25 protein-coding genes are annotated in these 16,972 nt (G+C 66.4%); 11 read left to right on the forward strand and 14 right to left on the reverse strand.

The window, feature by feature from the left end; all coding sequences use genetic code 11:
- Positions 1–8 precede the first annotated feature (8 nt).
- Complete coding sequence (locus FRZ33_RS01335) at positions 9–1,142, reverse strand: alpha/beta hydrolase family protein (RefSeq protein WP_146907116.1); 1,134 nt, start codon at positions 1,140–1,142, stop codon at positions 9–11.
- A 242-nt stretch (positions 1,143–1,384) separates the two neighbouring features.
- Between FRZ33_RS01335 and FRZ33_RS01340 the strand changes: the two genes are divergently transcribed.
- Positions 1,385–2,386: an RES family NAD+ phosphorylase gene (locus FRZ33_RS01340; RefSeq protein ID WP_158637043.1), complete on the forward strand. Its 1,002-nt coding sequence runs from the start codon at positions 1,385–1,387 to the stop codon at positions 2,384–2,386.
- A gap of 9 nt (positions 2,387–2,395) precedes the next feature.
- Here the strand turns inward: FRZ33_RS01340 and FRZ33_RS01345 are convergent, their stop codons facing one another.
- From FRZ33_RS01345 to FRZ33_RS01355, 3 genes are read right to left on the reverse strand one after another with little or no spacing between them, the layout of a single operon-like run.
- Positions 2,396–2,593 (reverse strand): hypothetical protein, encoded by a 198-nt coding sequence (locus tag FRZ33_RS01345; protein ID WP_146907118.1) that lies wholly within the window; start codon positions 2,591–2,593, stop codon positions 2,396–2,398.
- A complete protein-coding gene (locus FRZ33_RS01350; protein ID WP_158637044.1) occupies positions 2,590–2,856 on the reverse strand; it encodes a hypothetical protein in 267 nt (88 codons plus the stop codon). Before FRZ33_RS01350 ends, FRZ33_RS01345 begins: the two co-directional genes overlap by 4 nt.
- Positions 2,857–2,881: 25 nt before the next feature.
- Positions 2,882–4,264 (reverse strand): sigma-54-dependent transcriptional regulator, encoded by a 1,383-nt coding sequence (locus FRZ33_RS01355; protein WP_146907120.1) that lies wholly within the window; start codon positions 4,262–4,264, stop codon positions 2,882–2,884.
- Between the two features lie 185 nt (positions 4,265–4,449).
- Here FRZ33_RS01355 and FRZ33_RS01360 point away from each other — a divergent pair, with 185 nt between their 5' ends.
- Positions 4,450–4,890, forward strand: coding sequence for a DUF2383 domain-containing protein (locus tag FRZ33_RS01360; protein WP_146907121.1), 441 nt, complete (start codon positions 4,450–4,452; stop codon positions 4,888–4,890).
- 64 nt (positions 4,891–4,954) lie between these two features.
- On the opposite strand, the gene FRZ33_RS01365 is transcribed toward FRZ33_RS01360, so the two are convergent.
- Complete coding sequence (locus FRZ33_RS01365; RefSeq protein ID WP_265468658.1) at positions 4,955–5,329, reverse strand: carboxymuconolactone decarboxylase family protein; 375 nt, start codon at positions 5,327–5,329, stop codon at positions 4,955–4,957.
- 280 nt (positions 5,330–5,609) lie between these two features.
- Here FRZ33_RS01365 and FRZ33_RS01370 point away from each other — a divergent pair, with 280 nt between their 5' ends.
- The 3 genes from FRZ33_RS01370 to FRZ33_RS17505 all read left to right on the forward strand — a co-directional run bounded on the left by FRZ33_RS01370 (position 5,610) and on the right by FRZ33_RS17505 (position 8,082).
- Entirely contained in the window at positions 5,610–6,458 is an 849-nt protein-coding gene (locus tag FRZ33_RS01370; protein WP_322619006.1) for an AraC family transcriptional regulator, read from the forward strand.
- Positions 6,459–6,720: 262 nt separating this feature from the next.
- Entirely contained in the window at positions 6,721–6,843 is a 123-nt protein-coding gene (locus FRZ33_RS16640; RefSeq protein WP_265468659.1) for a hypothetical protein, read from the forward strand.
- A gap of 42 nt (positions 6,844–6,885) precedes the next feature.
- The gene (locus FRZ33_RS17505; protein ID WP_265468660.1) at positions 6,886–8,082 is read left to right on the forward strand and encodes a hypothetical protein; all 1,197 of its coding nucleotides are present in this window, start codon (positions 6,886–6,888) and stop codon (positions 8,080–8,082) included.
- A gap of 137 nt (positions 8,083–8,219) precedes the next feature.
- Here FRZ33_RS17505 and FRZ33_RS01390 read toward each other — a convergent pair whose 3' ends face one another.
- The gene (locus tag FRZ33_RS01390; protein WP_146907126.1) at positions 8,220–9,197 is read right to left on the reverse strand and encodes an HNH endonuclease; all 978 of its coding nucleotides are present in this window, start codon (positions 9,195–9,197) and stop codon (positions 8,220–8,222) included.
- Positions 9,198–9,412: 215 nt separating this feature from the next.
- Between FRZ33_RS01390 and FRZ33_RS01395 the strand changes: the two genes are divergently transcribed.
- Both FRZ33_RS01395 and FRZ33_RS01400 read left to right on the forward strand, forming a co-directional pair.
- Entirely contained in the window at positions 9,413–9,748 is a 336-nt protein-coding gene (locus FRZ33_RS01395; RefSeq protein WP_265468661.1) for a type II toxin-antitoxin system RelE/ParE family toxin, read from the forward strand.
- Complete coding sequence (locus FRZ33_RS01400) at positions 9,714–10,049, forward strand: helix-turn-helix domain-containing protein (RefSeq protein ID WP_146907128.1); 336 nt, start codon at positions 9,714–9,716, stop codon at positions 10,047–10,049. The genes FRZ33_RS01395 and FRZ33_RS01400 overlap by 35 nt, the downstream gene beginning before the upstream one ends.
- A 33-nt stretch (positions 10,050–10,082) precedes the next feature.
- On the opposite strand, the gene FRZ33_RS01405 is transcribed toward FRZ33_RS01400, so the two are convergent.
- The 3 genes from FRZ33_RS01405 to FRZ33_RS15705 all read right to left on the reverse strand — a co-directional run bounded on the left by FRZ33_RS01405 (position 10,083) and on the right by FRZ33_RS15705 (position 11,830).
- Complete coding sequence (locus FRZ33_RS01405) at positions 10,083–10,814, reverse strand: hypothetical protein (RefSeq protein WP_146907129.1); 732 nt, start codon at positions 10,812–10,814, stop codon at positions 10,083–10,085.
- 119 nt (positions 10,815–10,933) lie between these two features.
- The gene (locus tag FRZ33_RS01410) at positions 10,934–11,602 is read right to left on the reverse strand and encodes a nitroreductase family protein (RefSeq protein ID WP_146907131.1); all 669 of its coding nucleotides are present in this window, start codon (positions 11,600–11,602) and stop codon (positions 10,934–10,936) included.
- A 36-nt stretch (positions 11,603–11,638) separates the two neighbouring features.
- A complete protein-coding gene (locus FRZ33_RS15705; RefSeq protein ID WP_227977980.1) occupies positions 11,639–11,830 on the reverse strand; it encodes a hypothetical protein in 192 nt (63 codons plus the stop codon).
- Positions 11,831–12,144: 314 nt separating this feature from the next.
- On the opposite strand from FRZ33_RS15705, the gene FRZ33_RS01420 reads away from it, so the two are divergent.
- A complete protein-coding gene (locus tag FRZ33_RS01420; protein WP_146907132.1) occupies positions 12,145–12,336 on the forward strand; it encodes a hypothetical protein in 192 nt (63 codons plus the stop codon).
- Here the strand turns inward: FRZ33_RS01420 and FRZ33_RS17190 are convergent.
- The 5 genes from FRZ33_RS17190 to FRZ33_RS01435 all read right to left on the reverse strand — a co-directional run bounded on the left by FRZ33_RS17190 (position 12,321) and on the right by FRZ33_RS01435 (position 15,949).
- A complete protein-coding gene (locus FRZ33_RS17190) occupies positions 12,321–13,343 on the reverse strand; it encodes a glycosyltransferase (protein WP_146907134.1) in 1,023 nt (340 codons plus the stop codon). The two genes, FRZ33_RS01420 and FRZ33_RS17190, sit on opposite strands and share 16 nt — an antisense overlap.
- A complete protein-coding gene (locus tag FRZ33_RS15720; RefSeq protein WP_227977982.1) occupies positions 13,340–13,540 on the reverse strand; it encodes a hypothetical protein in 201 nt (66 codons plus the stop codon). The genes FRZ33_RS17190 and FRZ33_RS15720 overlap by 4 nt, the downstream gene beginning before the upstream one ends.
- Entirely contained in the window at positions 13,537–14,241 is a 705-nt protein-coding gene (locus FRZ33_RS01430) for a UDP-2,3-diacylglucosamine diphosphatase (RefSeq protein ID WP_227977983.1), read from the reverse strand. Before FRZ33_RS01430 ends, FRZ33_RS15720 begins: the two co-directional genes overlap by 4 nt.
- Before the next feature lie 241 nt (positions 14,242–14,482).
- Positions 14,483–14,983 (reverse strand): PGN_0703 family putative restriction endonuclease, encoded by a 501-nt coding sequence (locus tag FRZ33_RS17510; protein WP_425480607.1) that lies wholly within the window; start codon positions 14,981–14,983, stop codon positions 14,483–14,485.
- Positions 14,984–15,499: 516 nt separating this feature from the next.
- Positions 15,500–15,949, reverse strand: coding sequence for a MerR family transcriptional regulator (locus tag FRZ33_RS01435; protein WP_146907135.1), 450 nt, complete (start codon positions 15,947–15,949; stop codon positions 15,500–15,502).
- 42 nt (positions 15,950–15,991) lie between these two features.
- Between FRZ33_RS01435 and FRZ33_RS01440 the strand changes: the two genes are divergently transcribed.
- Genes FRZ33_RS01440 through FRZ33_RS15725 form a run of 3 tightly spaced genes read left to right on the forward strand, consistent with a single transcriptional unit; the run spans position 15,992 to position 16,854 of the window.
- On the forward strand, positions 15,992–16,348 hold the full coding sequence (locus FRZ33_RS01440; protein ID WP_146907137.1) for a mercuric transporter MerT family protein: 357 nt from the start codon (positions 15,992–15,994) through the stop codon (positions 16,346–16,348).
- Between the two features lie 10 nt (positions 16,349–16,358).
- Positions 16,359–16,649 carry a heavy-metal-associated domain-containing protein gene (locus FRZ33_RS01445; protein WP_146907139.1) on the forward strand — a complete coding sequence of 97 codons (291 nt, stop codon included), beginning with the start codon at positions 16,359–16,361 and terminating at the stop codon, positions 16,647–16,649.
- Entirely contained in the window at positions 16,639–16,854 is a 216-nt protein-coding gene (locus FRZ33_RS15725; protein ID WP_146907140.1) for a GDCCVxC domain-containing (seleno)protein, read from the forward strand. The genes FRZ33_RS01445 and FRZ33_RS15725 overlap by 11 nt, the downstream gene beginning before the upstream one ends.
- Positions 16,855–16,972 lie beyond the last annotated feature (118 nt).

The following is a 16,972-nucleotide window of genomic DNA, read 5'->3' on the forward strand; positions in this document are numbered from 1 at the left end:
CCCAGGCATCAGTCCGGCGCGGGCCGTTCGCCGCTGGTCACCCACTGCACCAGCGTGTCCAGCGCCTGGGCCTGCGCTTCCAGCGAGAAACCGCAGTGGCCCTCGCCCTGCGGCGGCAAGGCCAGTACCTGGTCCGAACGGCCCGCTGCGGCCGCCAGTTCGGCATAACGCCCTGAAATCCGCATGGGAATGGTCGGGTCGCCGTGGTTGGCCATCAGCACCACCGGCTTGCGCGCATCGCCGGTGAGCGCGGCATGGGACGCGGCATAGGCCATGGCGGCGGGGTCGCCGGTGTAGCGGCGCACGCCGGCGTTGAGCGCCTCGTCGTCGCCCAGCCCGGTGTAACGCATCTTGCGGTTGTCGGCCGGGAAGCCGCCGGCACGCTGCATCATCTCGTACAGCGCCGCGTAGCGGATCATCAGGCCGCCGGCCAGGCCCGCGCGCGGAATGTCGAAGTGATCGGCGATCCGCTGCGCCTTGCCCTCGTCGCCCTGCAGCGCTTTTTCGATGGCCTCGGGATCCGGCCACGGCGGCGAGGCCGGATCGGCCAGCCCGCCCGGCGCCAGCCCGAGCGCGCCGCCGGGGAAGTAGTGATCGAAAACCACCAGCGGCGACAGGACCGCGTCGCCGAACATTTCCGCCGCGGGCGCATTGGCACCGCACAGCGCCAACGCACCGTCGTAGTGTTCCGGATGACGCTCGAGCGTGGCCAGCACCAGGTGTCCGCCCAGCGAATGACCCAGCAGGAAGCTGCGCCGCGGCGGACCGTGCTGTGCGACGAAATGCTGGCGCAGCGCCTCGGTGTCCACCAGTGCTTCGGCCACCGCCCAGCCCTGGGCGGAATAATCGCTGCGCGCCACGGCGAATCCCTGGCCAAGCAGCCAGCGGTCGTAGTCGTTCTGGTCGTTCTGACCCTCGCGCGGCATGCCGGCGGGTTCGTAACCGTGCAGGTAAACGACCAGGTCGCCTTTCCATTCCGCCGGCACGTCTATGCGGTAGGTCGCCCCGGCGATTTCGCCCGTGTCAAAGACTGGCGCCGTGGTTCGGGCGGTCCATGGCGCGGGTTGCGGCGCCGGTGCGGAGGCGCAGGCCGCCAGCAGCAGGACCAACAGGGAAAGACCGGTCAATCGCAGGAAGGCCATCCGAGACTCCGTGCCGTTGGGGGCCCCACGATATGCCAGACGGCCCCGTTCCGCAGCCCCCGCGGCATCCGTGGATGCCGCGAGGGCCGACCTTGCCGGCTACGCAAGCCATGCACACAAATGGAAGCGATTTCAGGCCATGGCCGCCCGTACCCCCTGAAAAACCGCGGTTTTCCGCTTGGCAAGGTTCGTGCAGCAGATGACTCATGGCCGGCACCGCAAGCCCGCCCCTGGAGTCCCCCATGCAGAGTTCCGCAGCCGTGATGAATCCTCCCCCGCGTGCCGAGCCGCCGGCGCCGATCAGCCTCGAGCGTTCGATGCAGGACGTGCTGTCGGTCGAATCCGACTTCGTGGCGAAGTTCCTTCCCTACCAGGCGATGACCCGCATGCCGCGAGGCTACGAGGAGTTCGCGCAGTGGCATTTCCGCCGCCTCGAAGCCGACGGCCTGCGCTGGCAGGACGCGGCGCCGGCGTATGCGCTGGCCTGCCTGTCGCATTCGGCCTACGGCGCCGAGCTCGACCCGAGCGTGGAATGGGAGCTGGAACTGCAGTGGGGCGACCTGCGGCGCCTGTCGAAGCTGCCGTGGGAAAAGGCGCAGCCGCTGATCCGGGCGGGCTGGGAATTCCTTTCCGGCAAGGATGGCTTCGCCGACGTGGACCGCGGTGTCGTGGCGATGCTGGCCGACGGCTCCGCCCGCCACGAACCGCCCTACCCGTTCGAAGACGAAGACGAGGAGCCCGGCGCCCGGCTCGACACCGAAATGGTGCCGGCCTACGTCGTGCTGCGCGAATCGCTGGCCGCCAAGGCGCCGGACACCTGGCGCACGCGCGGCCAGGAGCGCTGGCTGTCGGCCGACGTGCCGGCGATCTGCCTGGCGCTGAGTCCGGCGCTGGCGGCGCTGGAAGCGGTGACCTGGCAGGGTTTCCTCGACGACGAACCGCGTTTCCTGGTGCGCGTGGCCTTCCCGTACAGCCTTTTGCGCGCGCTCGATCCCACGCTGGACGCCGAGCCGGAACGCCGCACCACGCCCGGCGAACGCCGCGCCAACGACCGCCGCGCCGACGCACCGCGCCAGGGCGACCGCTGGGCACGCGAACGGCGTTCGGCGCTGCTGCAGGTTCCCAGCGCCCTGTGTCCCGGTGAGTTCAACGTGCTGGCGAACCTGGCGCATCCGGACTTCGCCCAGGTGCAGAAACTCGATGCGATGCCGCTGAGCATGGACCGCCGCCAGCGTCGTCATTGAAGGCCGCGCTCAGGCCACGCGGTCCGAGATCCAGCGCAGCAGTTCCAGGCAGTTCTGGCCGTCGCACTCCATCTGGTCGAGGTACGGGTCCAGGCCGCCCTGGTCCCCGCATCTGAGGCTCACCACGGCGGCATTCATCAGCAGCGAGTTCAGGTGGTTCCTCAGCTGGTGCTCCACGGCCAGCAGCAGTTCCCGCGGCAGGGTCACCACGCGCTCCGCCTCCCTGGGGCGGACTCGCGCAGGAAGGGCCCCAAGGCGGCGAGGTAGGCGGAAACGGCGGCCTTGTCCGCTTCCGTCAGTGCGATGGCCGTTCCGAACACGAGGCGCAATCCCACCCTGTGCCCCGGAGCCGGGCCGATGTCGAAATCGAAATCCAGTGACGGCATGGCCAGGTCGGCGCTCGTCGGAAGGTCGGCCGCGGTGCGCCAGGTCGCCTGCCCGCAGCCCTGCTGCGCCAGCCAGGCGAGCACGGGCGGCGCCAGCAGCCGCGACAGGTCAGCGCCCGGGTTCGGGTCCGGTGCCGGTATCTTCATCGGTGTCCTCGCCTGCCCCCTGCCGGAGCGACTCGTAGTTGCTCAAGCGGTTGTAGATCGTGCGCGTGGTGATGCCCAACGCCTGTGCGGTGCGCACCTTGTTGTTGTCGTAATAGGCCAGGGTCTTGAACAGCATGCGCCGCTCGATCTCCTCCAGCGGCGTGCCCACCATGAAGGTGATGCTGCTGGCGGTTTCCGACGGCGGGCGCAGCGCCTCCACCGGCAGCGTGGGCGTGATCAGGTCGCCTTCGGCCAGGATGTAGGCGCGCTGGACCAGGTTCTTCAACTCGCGGATGTTGCCCGGCCAGCGGTAGCGCTGCAGGCGTTCGGCCCCTTCGCGCGAGAGCGCGCGCCGGGTCTGGTATCGCTCGTTCAGGCGCGCCAGGAACAGGTTGGCGATCGGCAGGATGTCGCCGGGGCGTTCGCGCAGCGGCGGCAGCCGCATCGGGAATTCGGCGAGGCGGTAATACAGGTCCTCGCGCAGTTGGCCCGAGGCGATCGATTCGGCCTGCGGGCGGTTGGTGGCCGAGACGATGCGCACGTCCACGTGCACGTCCTCGCTGCCGCCGATGCGGCGGATCTGCCGGGTCTCCAGCGCGCGCAGCAGATGCACCTGCAGGTGCTGCGGCATCTCGCCGATCTCGTCCAGGAACAGCGTGCCGCCCTGCGCCTGCTCGAACAGGCCGATGTGGCGCGCGTTCGCGCCCGTGAAGCTGCCGCGCTCGTGGCCGAACAGCTGACTGGTCAACAGGTCCTCCGGCACCGCGCCGCAGTTGAGCGCGACGAAGGGCCCGCTGCGTCCGCTTTCGGCGTGGATCGCCGCCGCCACCAGTTCCTTGCCGACGCCGCTTTCGCCCTCGATGAACACCGAGGCTTCGGTCGGCGCCACCCGCGCCACCTGCTGGCGCACGCCCGCCATCGCCGGCGACTGGCCGGCGATGCCATGCCACGGATCCGTCGCCGGCCCGGCCTCGACGCGGCGCTGGCGCGCGGCGGTTTCCAGCAGCTGGCGGAAACGCGCGACCTGCATCGGCTTGACCACGTAGTCCACGATCGGCAGGCGCATCGCCTTGAGCGCGGATTCGACCGTCGGGTGTCCGGTGATCAGGATCGCCTGGGTGCGGCCGCCGAGGTCGATGTGTTCGAGCAGTTCCAGGCCGCTGCCATCAGGCAGGGAGAGATCGATCAACGCGAGGTCGAACTCAGCCGCCTTCAGCCGCGCCAGCGCCTGTGCGACGCTGCCCGCCACGTCCACGTCGAAGCCCAGCGCACGGGCGATGTCCGCGGCCGCCCGCACGAACCCTACGTCGTCATCGACGATCAGGAGTGCTGGGTTTCCGGCCATGTTTCCGACCTCCGCAGGCCCGAGTCTGCCTCAGTCGCATGGTTCGCAGCGCTTAGCCGATCACAGAATCCGTATGCAGAAAATTCCTTCCCGGAGCGTGAAATATTTTCCGCTCCGGCGCCGGCCGACCCTGCCACTGCCACGGCCAGATCGACCGCAGCCCCCGTCCCCCGCGGAGCGACCCCATGGACCGACCCAGCGCCAGCCTCACCGAACTGCTAGAAGCCCTGATCGACGGCATGGGTTATTTCGACCTGGCCGCGGAACACAGCCGCCAGGCGGCCTGCATCCAGCTGTTCCACCAGATCCGCCGGCTGAAGGCCGACATCGCCACCGGACTGATCGCCGACCTGTGCGTGGCCGACCTGCAGCCCGAAGGCACCGGCTCGTGGCTGGCGACCTACCGCCAGGCCTGCGCCGGCCTGAGCGACCGGCTGGCGAGCGGGCTGGAGCCGGAGATCATCGCCGCCCTGGAAGCGCAGGAAACCCGCCTCGCGCGCGCCTTCCGTGACGCGGTCGGCCGCGACCGGCCCCCACACCTGCGCGAACTGGCGGCGACCTACCTGCCGGAAGTCGAACAGGCGCGCGACTGCCTGCACGCGCTGCACCGGCACGTGGCGCACTGATCCCCGGCAGTCGGCGGGCGCAGCGCAGGCCGTCCGGACCCACGGCCCGGACGGCCTGCAACGGTCACGCCGCCTTGCGCAGCTTCACGCCCGGGAAATCGACCGGCACGTCGAAGGCGACGTTGAGGTAGTTGGTGAACAGGTTCAGCGCGACGTGCGCCAGGATCTCGACGATGGCCTCGTCGCTGAAGCCCGCTTCGCGCAGCGCGTTCACATCGGACTCGCCGACGTCGGCGCGGTTCTCGACCACCTTGAGCGCGAACGTGAGCGCGGCCGCGGTCTGCGGGTCGGCGCTGCGGCCGGCCTGGGCTTCGGTCATTTCCTCGGCGCTGGCGCCGGCCTTGCGGCCCAGCATGGTGTGCGCGGCCAGGCAATAATTGCAGGCGTTGCGGTCGGCGACGGCGACGGCGATCTGTTCGCCCAGCTTGGCCGGCAGCACGCCGCCGCCGGGGCGCCGAAGCTGCCCCACAGCGCGGCCAGCGCGGCCGGCGAATTGGCGGCGGCGCGGAACATGTTCGGGGTCGCGCCGAAGGCACCTGGATCTGCGCCAGCAGCGGCTGGCTGGCGGCGGGGGCGTTGGCCGCAGTGACAAGCGGAAGACGGGACATGGCGGAACTCCTGGAAAGTGGGCGCGAATTGCGCCGGGCTAGATTCGCCCCCAGGACCGGGCGTAAGGTGGCGATTCGTCCCCATTACTTACCGGATCGTCCGAGATGGCCGTGGACCGCCTGCAAGGCCTGCTCCAGCGTTTTTCCGTCAGCGCGCAGATGTTCCATAGCGGGGCGCTGTGCGGCATCAACGATTTCGAAGTCAACGGCCAGGGCCAGCTGCACCTGGTGCGGCGCGGGCCGCTGGAAGTGCGGCACGCCGGCGAGTCGCACCTCATCACCGAACCCAGCCTGCTGTTCTATCCGCGGCCGATGGCGCACCGCTTCGTGTCCGACCCCGACACCGGCGCCGACATGGCCTGCGCCAACCTGGCGTTCGGTGGCGTCGCCACGGCGCGCGTGGCCGGCGGCGGCAATCCGATCAGCCGTGCCCTGCCCGCCTTCACCTGCCTGCCGCTGTCGGAACTGCGCGGCGCCGAAGCGGTGCTGGAGCTGCTGTTCGACGAAGCCTTCGCGCAGCGCTGCGGACGCCAGGCGGTGGTGGACCGCCTGTTCGACGTGGTGCTGGTGCTGTTGCTGCGGCACTTGCTGGACAGCGGCCGCATCCAGGCCGGGCCGCTGGCGGGGCTGGGCCACCCGCAGCTGGCGAAGGCGCTGGTGGCGCTGCACGACGAACCCGCGAAACCGTGGACGCTGGAATCGCTGGCCACGCAGGCGGGCATGTCACGCAGCCGCTTCGCCGAAGTGTTCGCGCAGGTGGTGGGCATGCCGCCCGCGACCTACCTGGCCAGCTACCGCATCACGCTGGCGCAGGATGCGCTGCTGCGTGGCGACAAGCTCGACCGCATCGCCCAGGACGTGGGCTATGGCAGCGCCGCGGCGCTGTCGCGCGCGTTCACGGCCGTGGCCGGCCTGTCGCCGCGCGAGTGGCGGCAGGCCGCGGCGGCCGCTGCAACCTGACTGCGAACTGTCCTGGCGTCGCTGTATGGCCGCATTTGCTTGCAGCCGCGTGCCATCACGCTTAGCGTGGCGCTGTCACCGGCGTGCGCCATGCGCCCACGGCAGGCAAAACCCAGGAGGCGTTCCGTCACGGACGCCATGGCCATCGCAGGGGGCGGTGGCCGACCTGGCTGGACCGACTACATTGCTCTGGAGCCCCCGCATGAAATTCCTTATTGCCCTTCTGCTCGTTGTCCCGCTTGGTGCCTGCAGCGCCATCCGCATGAGCGCCCCGCCCGACGACACCACCGTGGTGGTCTGCCACAAGGGCAAGAAGACGCTTGTGGTCCCGCATCACGCCGCCGACGCGCACCTCAACCACGGCGACTGGTACGGCAACTGCTGATCGGGAGTTTGTGCGCGGCGCGGGCCTCGTTATCATCCGGTCATGGAACACGACCGTTCGCCGCCCCACGCGCCGCCGCCGGAACCTGGCCCGCCCGCCGCCGACAAACCTTTCCTCGGCGGCCGCAGCTTCGACCTGCTGATGGGCCTGGGCGTGCTGCTGATCTCTGCCATCTCGCTGTGGGTGGCGGTCAGCGCCAACCGCACGCAGGAAAAGATGCTGGCGGCCAGCGTGTGGCCGTCGCTGCAGTTTGGCACCAGCAACATCACGCCCGAAGGCGAACCGCAGATCGCCTTCGACCTGCTGAACCGCGGCATCGGCCCGGCGCGCATCCGCTGGGCCGAGCTGTCTTATGACGGCACGCCGGTGCAGGGCCTGCGCGCGTTCCTGAAGGCATGCTGCGGCCACGAGGGCGAAAGTTACGGCTTCACCAGCGGCCTGCGCCAGCGCGTGCTGGGCGCCGACGAATGGATCCAGCTGGTGCGCATTCCGCGCGAAGACCAGTCCGAAACCCTGTGGCAGGCCTTGGACGAAGCGCGCCACAAGGTGCGCCTGCGTGCCTGTTACTGCTCGGTGCTGGACGACTGCTGGCTGCTGGACAGCCGCGAGGACGAAGCCGCGCCGGTGAAGCAGTGCCCGGCGGCGCCTGCGGTGTTGTGGGGAGTTGAGCGGCCTCAGCCCGCCAGTTTGATCTTCGCAGGCTTGCCCAGCTTCGCAGCGAACAGCACCAGCATGTCCAGGCTGAACTTGTCGGTCTTGCCGCGCACAAGATCGGAAATCCGGCTCTGGCTGACACCCAGCAACCGTGAGGCCTCGACCTGGGTCAGCTTGCGCGCCTTGAGCTGCCTTTCAAGCTGGACCATGAGATCGGCGCGCAGCGTCAGGACCTGCGCCTGCGCCTCATCGAAACCGAGGTCGATGAAAACGTTGCCGCTGGAGGACGTGATCTTCTTTTCACGTGCGTTCATGGCTTGCCCACCCTCGTTTCAAGAAACCAGCCTGTATCGCGCCCTGCCCTCCTCGATGTCCCTGTGCGGCGTATGGAGTGCGATTCCGATTTCCCGAACCCCACGCCCTACGTCGGGCATGGGCTTCCAGTCGCGGGGCTCGACGCCCTGCTGCACCAGGCGCAGGTCGGTGCCTGCTTCAACCCGGGCGCCTTCCGGAAAGGCACGCAGGTCATCAAGCGATGTGCCCAGCCAGTGCAGCGACTTCATGCGGGAGTATATAGTTAGTTAGATACTATGCAAGCACTTGTATGCATGCAGATCGGACACGTACGGCAAGCCATCGGCTGAATCTTCAGACGACAGTTTCAGCCACAGAGTCAGGTAACTGATCAGCAGAACGTAAGAATCCCGTCTGCCATTGAACCTCTAGAACTTGTACGAGGTCTGCAGGAACACGTTCTCGCGATGGAAGGCGAGGTAACCCTTCTGCGACTCGCTGAAACTTCCCACGTTCTTCAGCGCCTTCGGATCCAGGCCCATTTTAACCAGTGAAGGGATGTGCGCGACCGGCGACCACAGCACATCGCCGTTTCCGTCGAAGCTGAGGAAACCCCGGTCGAACAGGTGGTCTGCGTCCGGTGTGAGCAGCAGCCCGTTCTCGCCATCTAGCCGTTCGCGGTTGCTGGCGTCGCGCCAGGGTTTGCAATGGCTCGCCCTGAGATGCTCGACCCGGTCCACCCGGGTCAGCCGGCAGAACGCCTCACGCTTCATCACGTTCTGCTTGAAAAGCCCCTGCCCCCGCCGTGCCTGCACCACTGCCTGCCGGGTGGTTTCCTCAAGCGTCCTGTCGGTGGCGACCTTCTGCAGTTCGTGCTCTTCCCATTGGAGCAGGCCAATCGCCGCCATGGGCACCAGTTTGTCGGCGACCAGGCTGCCCTCGATGATGTTCCGCGCCTCACGGCCGATCAGGTCAATCAATGTAGCCGCAAGCGGATCCGGCAGGTAAGTCAGATAGACGCCTTGCAGCCCATGGCCATTGGACTGCAGGGGCGAGTAACGGGGCGGCAGTTTCGGCCCCAGTTGACCCATGTGATCAACGGGGCGGATACGGGTCTTGAGTTCGATGAAGCCCACATCCACACGCCAACCGATCCTGTCCCAGTAAGCGCCCGCCTTGCCGAACTCCAGGGGTTTGGGCGCTTCGTACGCGTTCGATACCGCTACACCGATGCCCTTGATGAAGCCATCGCAGAAGGAAAAGACGATGTCACCGGGCGCGACCTCCCGCATGAAGTCGTAAAACTGGTTGCGATGGCCATTGGCGTTGCGCTTTGGCGACCACAGGTAACCGCCCGCCACCTCGTGGCGATAGGTCTGGTTCTGGTTGACCCACCAGTAGCGCATGCCGGAATCATACGTCGGGGCGGGTGGACTTCGGACAGAAATGAGCCTCGATCCCTGCCCGTAATGACGCCAACCTCGCTGGCTCTCGAGGTCCGCGCTCGACACCGTGAACGGGGTCGACAACGGACTTTTCTTCTATGCCACCTAGTGGCACACTTTCCCCACTCCGAATCTTTGCCTCCAGGGCCTTCCGGCGATGGCAACACAAGACCGGGTTGTCCGATCGGACGCTGGCGATTGCCGTAGCCGAGATGCGCGCCGGCTTGGTCGATGCCGATCTCGGCGGCGGTCTGGTCAAGAAGCGCATGGCAATGCCCGGTGGCGGCAAGCAGGGTGGCGCCCGGATGATCGTCGCCAGCAATCGCGGAGACCGATGGTTCTTCCTGTTCGGATTCCTGAAGAGCGGACAGGCCAACCTCAGCACCAACGAGCTGGCGGCACTCAAAAGCTGGGCCACAGAGCTACTGGCCCTGAATGATCACCAGCTTGATGCCGCACGCTACGAAGGACAACTCCATGAAATCGACCACTCGCCCACGAACCCGCACTAAAAGCCCGATCCTGGAGGCGGTGCACGAAGGCGCCAGGGATCTGCACAAGCTGGGCTTCATAGACAAGCGGCGAATGGCCGAATTCGACGCCCTGTGCCTGCCACCGGTGCCCAAGTACACCCGTACGCGCATCGTCGCCCTGCGCCGGCGCCTGCAGCTCAGCCAGGCGGTCATGGCCAGTGTGCTGAACACCAGCGTGTCCACCGTGCGCAAGTGGGAACAGGGCGACAAACAGCCCAGCGGGCCGTCGCTGAAGCTGCTGGACCTGCTGGACCGGAAGGGGCTGGAGGCGGTGCTCTAGAAAGCGCCGCGACGCCTGGCGAACAGGCGCCTGCTACGGCGCCGCCGCCACCCGCTCCCGATACCGCACGTCCATGCTCTCGCCGCCGAAGGTCAGCGTCAGCACGAACTCGGCGGGCTGGCCGTCGTTGCGGCGCGGCGGCAGGTCGATGCGGACGTCGCCGCGGCCGACGGTGCGCGGGGCGATGGTCTCGTCGCGGAACAGGCGTTCGCGCAGCGCGCTGACCTGGGCGACGGCGAGGTCGTGCTCGCGTTCCTGTGCGTTGTTGCGGCGGGCCTTGGAACCGCCGCGGTCCAGGGTCTGGCTCTGTCCGCCCGGCGTGGCCGGGCCGATGGTGTCCGGCCCCGACGGTGCGATCGGCGCATCCGTGGCCGGGCCGGTGACCGTGCCGCTGGCGGGTGCGGACGCGACCAGTTCCGCCGGCGCGCTGATGCGCCCTTCCTTGGCCAGGCGGATCAGGCCGCTGGTGGACCACACTTTCAGTTCCGTATCACCGTAACGCGCGCTGACGCCGTGGGTGCCGACCTTCAAACGCTCGTCGGACGTGTTGAGCACCGCCGTCGGGATCCAGGCGCTGGTTTCGGTTTCGGGCATGAAGGTGAGCACCGCACCGAACTTGGTGCCTGCCTGCCGCAGCACGGAATAACCATCCACCGTCTGCACCTCGCGGCCTTCCGGCGGCACGATGTCGAAGACCCGTTCCTGCGTGGCGGCCGACGCGGTGGTGGCAAGGGCGGACAGCAACAGCAGGGACATCATTCGCATGGGCTCGTTCCGGGTGGCAGTGGCGCGCATTCTAGGCACGGCCGTCGCGGCGCTGGCAATAACCGGGCCCCGTGCATTCCGGCCAGGCGGGCTGGGCCAATGGTGCCGGTGCCGCGGCCTCAGCGGAAACTGGTGAACTCCGCCAGCGACTTGCGCTGGATGTCCGGCACGCGGCAGCCCGGCGCGGGATGCCCGACCACCAGCAGCAGGTAAGGCACTTCGTGGCGGGGCCGATCCAGCAGTTCGTTGAGGAAGGCCATCGGGCTGGGCGTGTGCGTCAGGGTGGCCAGGCCCGCCTGGTGCAGCGCCGCGATCAGCAGGCCGCAGGCGATGCCGGTGGATTCGTGCGGGTAATAACGCTTGGCCTTGCGGCCTTCCACTTCCGGCCCGGTGCGTTCGTAGAAGACGGCGATCAGCCAGGGCGCGGTTTCGAGGAAGGGCTTTTGGGCATCGGTCCCCAGCGGCGCCAAAGCCTGCAGCCATTCGTCGGGGGCGCGGCGTGTGTAGAACTCTTTTTCTTCGGCTTCTGCGGCAATGCGGATGCGCTGCTTGAGTACCGGATCGGAAACCGCCACGAAGTGCCAGGGCTGCTGGTTGGCGCCGCTGGGCGCGGTGCCCGCGGCCTGCAGGCAGGCTTCGATGACCGCGCGCGGCACCGGCGTGGGCGCAAAATCGCGCACCGTGCGGCGGCGCGCCATCTGTTCCGCGAATGCGCGCGCCTGCGCCAGGCGGCCGTCGTCGGACAGGGTGGGCTGTGCCGGAAAGGGCACGGTGTCGTGGTCGTTCATCGCGGATCCACTTCCGTCAGCGGTGCTGGTCCATCATCACCGGATTGCCATCGGGATCGACGACGACGAAATGGCCGATGCCGGTGCCGGATTCGTCCACTTCGGTGACCGGGGTGATGCCTGGGCCTTGAGCCGGCGCTGGATCTCGCGCACGTCGGTGAAGGGGTCCACGTTCTGGCCGTTGTTGTCCCAGCCCGGATTGAAGGTGAGGATGTTCTTGTCGAACATGCCTGGAACAGGCCGATCACCGTGTCGCCGTTTTTCATGATCAGCCAGTTGTGCTGCATCTGGTCGTGGAAGGCGGTGAAACCCAGCGCTTCGTAGAACGCGCGCGAGGCCTTGATGTCCTTGACGGCCAGGCTGATGGAGAAGTTTCCGAGGTTCATGGGGCGCTCCGGAAGCGGGATGGAAGGCCATGGTAGCGCATGGCCGGCGGGCCCCGCCGGGCTTGCATCCCCGCCCGGGCGCGCCTAACTTGGCCTGGTCCCGTCCGGTGCGAAAGCCCGGTACCGCCGGACATCACATGCACGCAGGGAGCCGCAATGAAACTCGTCATCGCCCTTCTCTTCACGCTTTCGCTCAGTGGCTGCGGTGTCTTCAATTACGACGGTTACGGCACCAAGGCCGGCGGCGACACGGTGCTGGTCTGCCACAAGGGCAAGCGGACCATGGAAGTGCCCAGCTCGGCCGCGGACGCACACCTCAGTCACGGCGACAGTTACGGAAACTGCTGAAGGCCGCCGATCGGCTGCAGGTAGGACAGGAACTGACGGGTGCAGGCTTCCCACGAATAGCGCTCGGCATGCGCGCGGGCGACGTCGCGCGGGATGTGCAGCGCACGCAGCGCCGCCGCGCGCAGGTCCTCGTCCAGCGCGCCGGCCGGCGAATCACCGATCACGTCCACCGGGCCGGTGACCGGATAGGCCGCCACCGGGCAGCCGCAGGCCATGGCCTCCAGCAGCACCAGGCCGAAGGTGTCGGTGAGGCTGGGGAAGACGAAGACGTCGGCGGCGTTGTACAGCGTGGCCAGCTCGGGCTGGGTCAGCACACCGGTGAAATGGGCCTCGGGGAACTGCGCCTTGAGCTTGGCCAGCGCCGGGCCGTCGCCGGCCACCCATTGGGTGCCGGGCAGGTCCAGGCGCAGGAAGGCTTCGATGTTCTTCTCGACGGCGACGCGGCCAACGCAGAGGAAGATGGGCTTGGCCAGGTCGTGCGGCATCGGCGGGCCGGGTTTGAACACGTCCAGGTCCACGCCGCGGGACCACAGCACCACCTTGTCCGGCGCGAAACCGGCGGCCACCAGGTCGCGGCGCACGACTTCCGTCGGCACCATCACGGCTTCGGCGGGACCATGGAACCAAAGGAGAAACCGGTAGGTCACGGACAGCGGCAAGGCCGTTCGTGCGCGAACATATTCGGGGAAACGGGTGTGGTAAGCCGTGGTGTACGGCAACTTGTGCCGCAGCGCATACGAACGCGCCGCCATACCCAGCGGCCCCTCGGTGGCGATATGCAGCGCCTGCGGCGCGAATTCGTCAATGCGCTCGCGCACCTTGCGGCCGGGCAGCAGCGACAGCCGGATGTCCGGGTAGGTCGGGCACGGCATGGTGCGGAATTCCAGCGGGGTAAGGAAGTTGACCGTGTGGCCCATCCGCTCCAATTCGCGCTTGGTCGACTTGAGCGTGCGCACGACGCCGTTGACCTGGGGGTCCCAGGCGTCGGTGACGATCAGGATCTTCATCCGCCCACCCCGGCGACGGGTGGCGCGGCCAGCGCCAGCGGCTTCGCATCCGAAGGCGGACCGGCCAGCAACGGCGTCTCATCCGCCCGGATCTCGCTCCACTGCACCAGCCGCAGCTGCCCGTGTTCGTCTTCGACCAGGGCCGTCAGGCTTTCCACCCAGTCGCCGTCGTTGCAGTACAGGATGCCGTCGATCATGCGTATCTCCGCCTTGTGGATGTGCCCGCAGACGACCCCGTCCAGGCCGCGCTCGCGCGCGCGCGCGCCAGCGCCATTTCGAAGTCGGTGATGAAGGCGCGCGCTGCCTTGGCGCGGTGCTTGAGGTACTGCGACAGCGACCAGTAGCCGAAACCCAGCCGCGCCCGGACCCGGTTGAACTGATGGTTCAGCGCCAGGATCACCGTGTACATCGTGTCGCCGAGCACGGCCAGCCAGCGCGCGTGCTGCACCACCGCGTCGAACAGGTCGCCGTGCGTCACCAGCAGCCGGCGGCCATCGGCGGTGCGGTGCACGGCCTCGGGCACCAGCTCGATGCCACCGAAGGCATGGCCGAAGAAGTCGCGCGCGAACTCGTCGTGGTTGCCCGGCACATACACCACCCGCGTGCCCTTGCGCGCCTTGCGCAGCAGCTTCTGCACCACGTCGTTGTGCGCCTGCGGCCAGTGCCAGCCCTTGCGCAGCCGCCAGCCGTCCACGATGTCGCCGACCAGGTAGAGGGTGTCGGCGTCATTCCATTTCAGGAAGTCCAGCAGGAAGGCCGCCTTGCAGCCGGACGTGCCCAGGTGCACGTCGGAGATCCAGATCGTCCGGTGCCGATTCGACGGCGGATCGTCCGCCCCATCGCCCGGAAGCGACGGAACAACCAGCGAAGCGCGCGGCGGCAGCAGCGGGGCGTTCATGCTGGGAAGACAGTTTTGACGTGGGAGATGACAGGACGATGAAGTTCCGTTCGATCGAACCGGGACGATGGCTGGGTGCGGCTCTCCGCAGGGCGCTTGTTTAGATTGCGGCCAAGACAGGACGGCTATTGGGGTCCGCTTTCGGCCAATGGCGATCATTCAACTCTGGAATTAACTCGCGGCCGGACGAGAGTGGTTGGAAGCTATTGGCCCGGGCCCGGCAATAGAGTTGAATTACTTGTTAGTTCGAAAAGTATCTGCTCCCCAAGTAGGCAAGATAGCCCTCCATTGGCTCAGGCTCATTACGCAGTCTTTGGTAGAGGTCTTGATACGTCATAGATCGGAAATCTATTTCTTGCCCAAGGGCAGCACTGAAACGCACCACCTCGTCACGATGCTCGTCGGCCTCCGAAGTGCCGGCGTCGTACCAAATGTAGAGAAGGCAAAGACCTTTCCCTGAGTTATGTAGGTGCGCCAGGCCCAAGACGTGCTTCAGGAGTTGGCCCACGGCAAGGCGTTTATAGCGGCCATGCTCGACCGACTCTGCGATCTCTTGGCAGATCGTTAACTGCCACTCCTTCCATCTTCCAGGGTGGTTCTCAAAATACTTATGATCCAGGGGCGGGTGATTCTTCTTATTCCCATAAGGCTCCGTGAATTTGCTTTCAATGCCCACCGTACCTTTGCTTGAGCACAGGACCACATCAAGGTTGGGAGGAAGCTCCCCAAACCGTGTGGGCACTTTTCTTCGAAGCGCAACGCAGAGAATGCGCCTTTTAGCGAAAGGCCTTTGGCCAGCGAGGCTAATCCTTCATTCCGCCACGCGTGAAACACGTTGTAGGCGAGCGCAGATGATGATCGTAAGGAGCTCATCTTGGGCGTGCCGCCGCCCAATCCGAGTTCATTCCCACTCGCTTCTGCGAACTCCTTCCATGCAGCGCCTTGGAGCGGGCGAAACAGATTCGCGTCTATGCTCGGAGCGCAAACAGAATTGTGTCCGGGCCATTGGCTTTGGGCCCATTCGCGTTGTTGTTGGAGTATTGGCTTAAGGGCCACGAAACCTCCTTGCGGTCGCAACTGATCGAATCAATGCGAGTCCAGGGGGCAACTGTCCGTTGAACAACCCCTAGCAAGTCCGGACAACGATGGGCCGATCAATTCCAGGTGATTTGAGTTCCCTGAGGCCAGAACTTGGCACTACAGAACGACCGCTTTGGTTCTATTCCGTTGAAAAACGCCTCATTGTAGGGGCGTGAATTCAGTTCGAAGCAGCTTTTTTGGACCGCGACCGCCGCAGCGGCTTGGACTCGCCGTGCTCAAGTAGCTCAAGCGTGGGGCAACATGCACCTGCACGGGCTTGGCCGCAGCTTGCGACCAGGCGCAAAAGCTCCCGCTCCAACCTGCGCAGTGCGCTGAGCCGCTTTCGAACCTCCAGCAGCTTGTGTTCGGTGAGTGTTCTGGTTTCCGCGCAAGCGCGTCCGCCCTTGAGCTCCAGCAAGCCAATAATCTCATCGAGGCTGAATCCCATCGATTGTGCTCGGCGGATGTACCGGAGGCGGGCGAGGTCGGCTGACGCATAACGCCGGATGCCGCCAACAGGACGTTCGGGCTCGGACAACAGCCCGCGCCGTTGGTAGTAGCGCACCGTCTCTACGTTCACTTCGGCCGAGGCGGCCAGCTGGCCGATCGTGAGGTCATGCTCTTCCATCGACTTGACTCCGTACCCGGGTACGGAAGGTAGTATGCGCCCATGGCTGCCCAACCCACCAAGCTGACCACGCCGTCCATCCTCCTCGCCTCCCTGGCGGCCATAGGCGCTTCGATATGCTGCGTGGTGCCGTTGGCGCTGGTCTTGATGGGCATAAGCGGCGCGTGGATTGCAAACCTGACGGCATTGGACGCCTGGCGGCCCTGGTTCAGTGCCGCGACGCTCCTGTGCTTGGCGGTGGCGTTCTGGACTGTCTACGGCCCCTCGTCGCGATGCCGGAGTGACGGTGTCTGCATCAGCCCCAATACGCTCGCTCGCCGGCGGCGCTGGTTGTGGCTGGCCACCATCGGCATCGCAATACTGTTGTTGTTTCCGTACTACGTCGGCTGGTTCTTCTAGGAGAGAGCGTATGAGCATCAAATGGATGACTGGCCTCCTCTTTGCGTTGTCCGCGGGCCTGGCAACCGCAGTGGCGCCGAAGGAAGTGGTGCTTGATGTGGAGAACCTGACGTGTGCCGCGTGCAGCATCACCATCGGCAAGGCACTCGACAAAGTGCCCGGCGTACAAGGCAAGCAAGTGGATGCCAAGGCGGCGACGGTGACGGTCGTCTTCGATCCGGGCAGCACTTCGGTGGAGACGGTAATCCAGGCGATTACCGACGCGGGCTTCCCCGCCAAGGTGCGCGCAGATGGCGGCTGAGCTGCAGCTGGAAAGTACGTTGACCTGCCCCCATTGTGGCCATCAGGCGACAGAGACGATGCCGACCAACGCCTGCCAGTACTTTTACGAGTGCCTAGGCTGCAGTGAACTGCTGCGCCCAAAGTCGGGGGACTGCTGTGTGTTTTGCTCGTACGGCACGGTCGCCTGCCCGCCGATCCAGGAACAAAAGTCTTGCTGCAGCTAGCGTGTCAAACGCACTGATATGACAGCCTCCGTACTTAGCCAGTAGCTCCGCGAAGCTATTGATGACGCGCTTCTGGAGTGATCAAATAATTTCCCATCGATCCAGCGGAAATCGCAGC

The sequence above is a fragment of the Arenimonas daejeonensis genome, from assembly GCF_007993735.1.
Taxonomy (GTDB): Bacteria; Pseudomonadota; Gammaproteobacteria; order Xanthomonadales; family Xanthomonadaceae; genus Arenimonas; species Arenimonas daejeonensis.

Excerpts from the sequence above, each read along its gene's own strand:
- FRZ33_RS01335 (WP_146907116.1), bottom strand. The coding sequence starts at position 1,142 with ATGGCCTTCCTGCGATTGACCGGTCTTTCCCTGTTGGTCCTGCTGCTG.
- FRZ33_RS01340 (WP_158637043.1), top strand. The coding sequence starts at position 1,385 with ATGCAGAGTTCCGCAGCCGTGATGAATCCTCCCCCGCGTGCCGAGCCG.
- FRZ33_RS01355 (WP_146907120.1), bottom strand. The coding sequence starts at position 4,264 with ATGGCCGGAAACCCAGCACTCCTGATCGTCGATGACGACGTAGGGTTC.
- FRZ33_RS01360 (WP_146907121.1), top strand. The coding sequence starts at position 4,450 with ATGGACCGACCCAGCGCCAGCCTCACCGAACTGCTAGAAGCCCTGATC.
- FRZ33_RS16640 (WP_265468659.1), top strand. The coding sequence starts at position 6,721 with ATGAGCGCCCCGCCCGACGACACCACCGTGGTGGTCTGCCACAAGGGC.
- FRZ33_RS17505 (WP_265468660.1), top strand. The coding sequence starts at position 6,886 with ATGGAACACGACCGTTCGCCGCCCCACGCGCCGCCGCCGGAACCTGGC.
- FRZ33_RS01390 (WP_146907126.1), bottom strand. The coding sequence starts at position 9,197 with ATGCGCTACTGGTGGGTCAACCAGAACCAGACCTATCGCCACGAGGTG.
- FRZ33_RS01400 (WP_146907128.1), top strand. The coding sequence starts at position 9,714 with ATGAAATCGACCACTCGCCCACGAACCCGCACTAAAAGCCCGATCCTG.
- FRZ33_RS01405 (WP_146907129.1), bottom strand. The coding sequence starts at position 10,814 with ATGCGAATGATGTCCCTGCTGTTGCTGTCCGCCCTTGCCACCACCGCG.
- FRZ33_RS01410 (WP_146907131.1), bottom strand. The coding sequence starts at position 11,602 with ATGAACGACCACGACACCGTGCCCTTTCCGGCACAGCCCACCCTGTCC.
- FRZ33_RS15705 (WP_227977980.1), bottom strand. The coding sequence starts at position 11,830 with ATGTTCGACAAGAACATCCTCACCTTCAATCCGGGCTGGGACAACAAC.
- FRZ33_RS01420 (WP_146907132.1), top strand. The coding sequence starts at position 12,145 with ATGAAACTCGTCATCGCCCTTCTCTTCACGCTTTCGCTCAGTGGCTGC.
- FRZ33_RS17190 (WP_146907134.1), bottom strand. The coding sequence starts at position 13,343 with ATGAAGATCCTGATCGTCACCGACGCCTGGGACCCCCAGGTCAACGGC.
- FRZ33_RS15720 (WP_227977982.1), bottom strand. The coding sequence starts at position 13,540 with ATGATCGACGGCATCCTGTACTGCAACGACGGCGACTGGGTGGAAAGC.
- FRZ33_RS01430 (WP_227977983.1), bottom strand. The coding sequence starts at position 14,241 with ATGAACGCCCCGCTGCTGCCGCCGCGCGCTTCGCTGGTTGTTCCGTCG.
- FRZ33_RS01435 (WP_146907135.1), bottom strand. The coding sequence starts at position 15,949 with ATGGAAGAGCATGACCTCACGATCGGCCAGCTGGCCGCCTCGGCCGAA.
- FRZ33_RS01440 (WP_146907137.1), top strand. The coding sequence starts at position 15,992 with ATGGCTGCCCAACCCACCAAGCTGACCACGCCGTCCATCCTCCTCGCC.
- FRZ33_RS01445 (WP_146907139.1), top strand. The coding sequence starts at position 16,359 with ATGAGCATCAAATGGATGACTGGCCTCCTCTTTGCGTTGTCCGCGGGC.
- FRZ33_RS15725 (WP_146907140.1), top strand. The coding sequence starts at position 16,639 with ATGGCGGCTGAGCTGCAGCTGGAAAGTACGTTGACCTGCCCCCATTGT.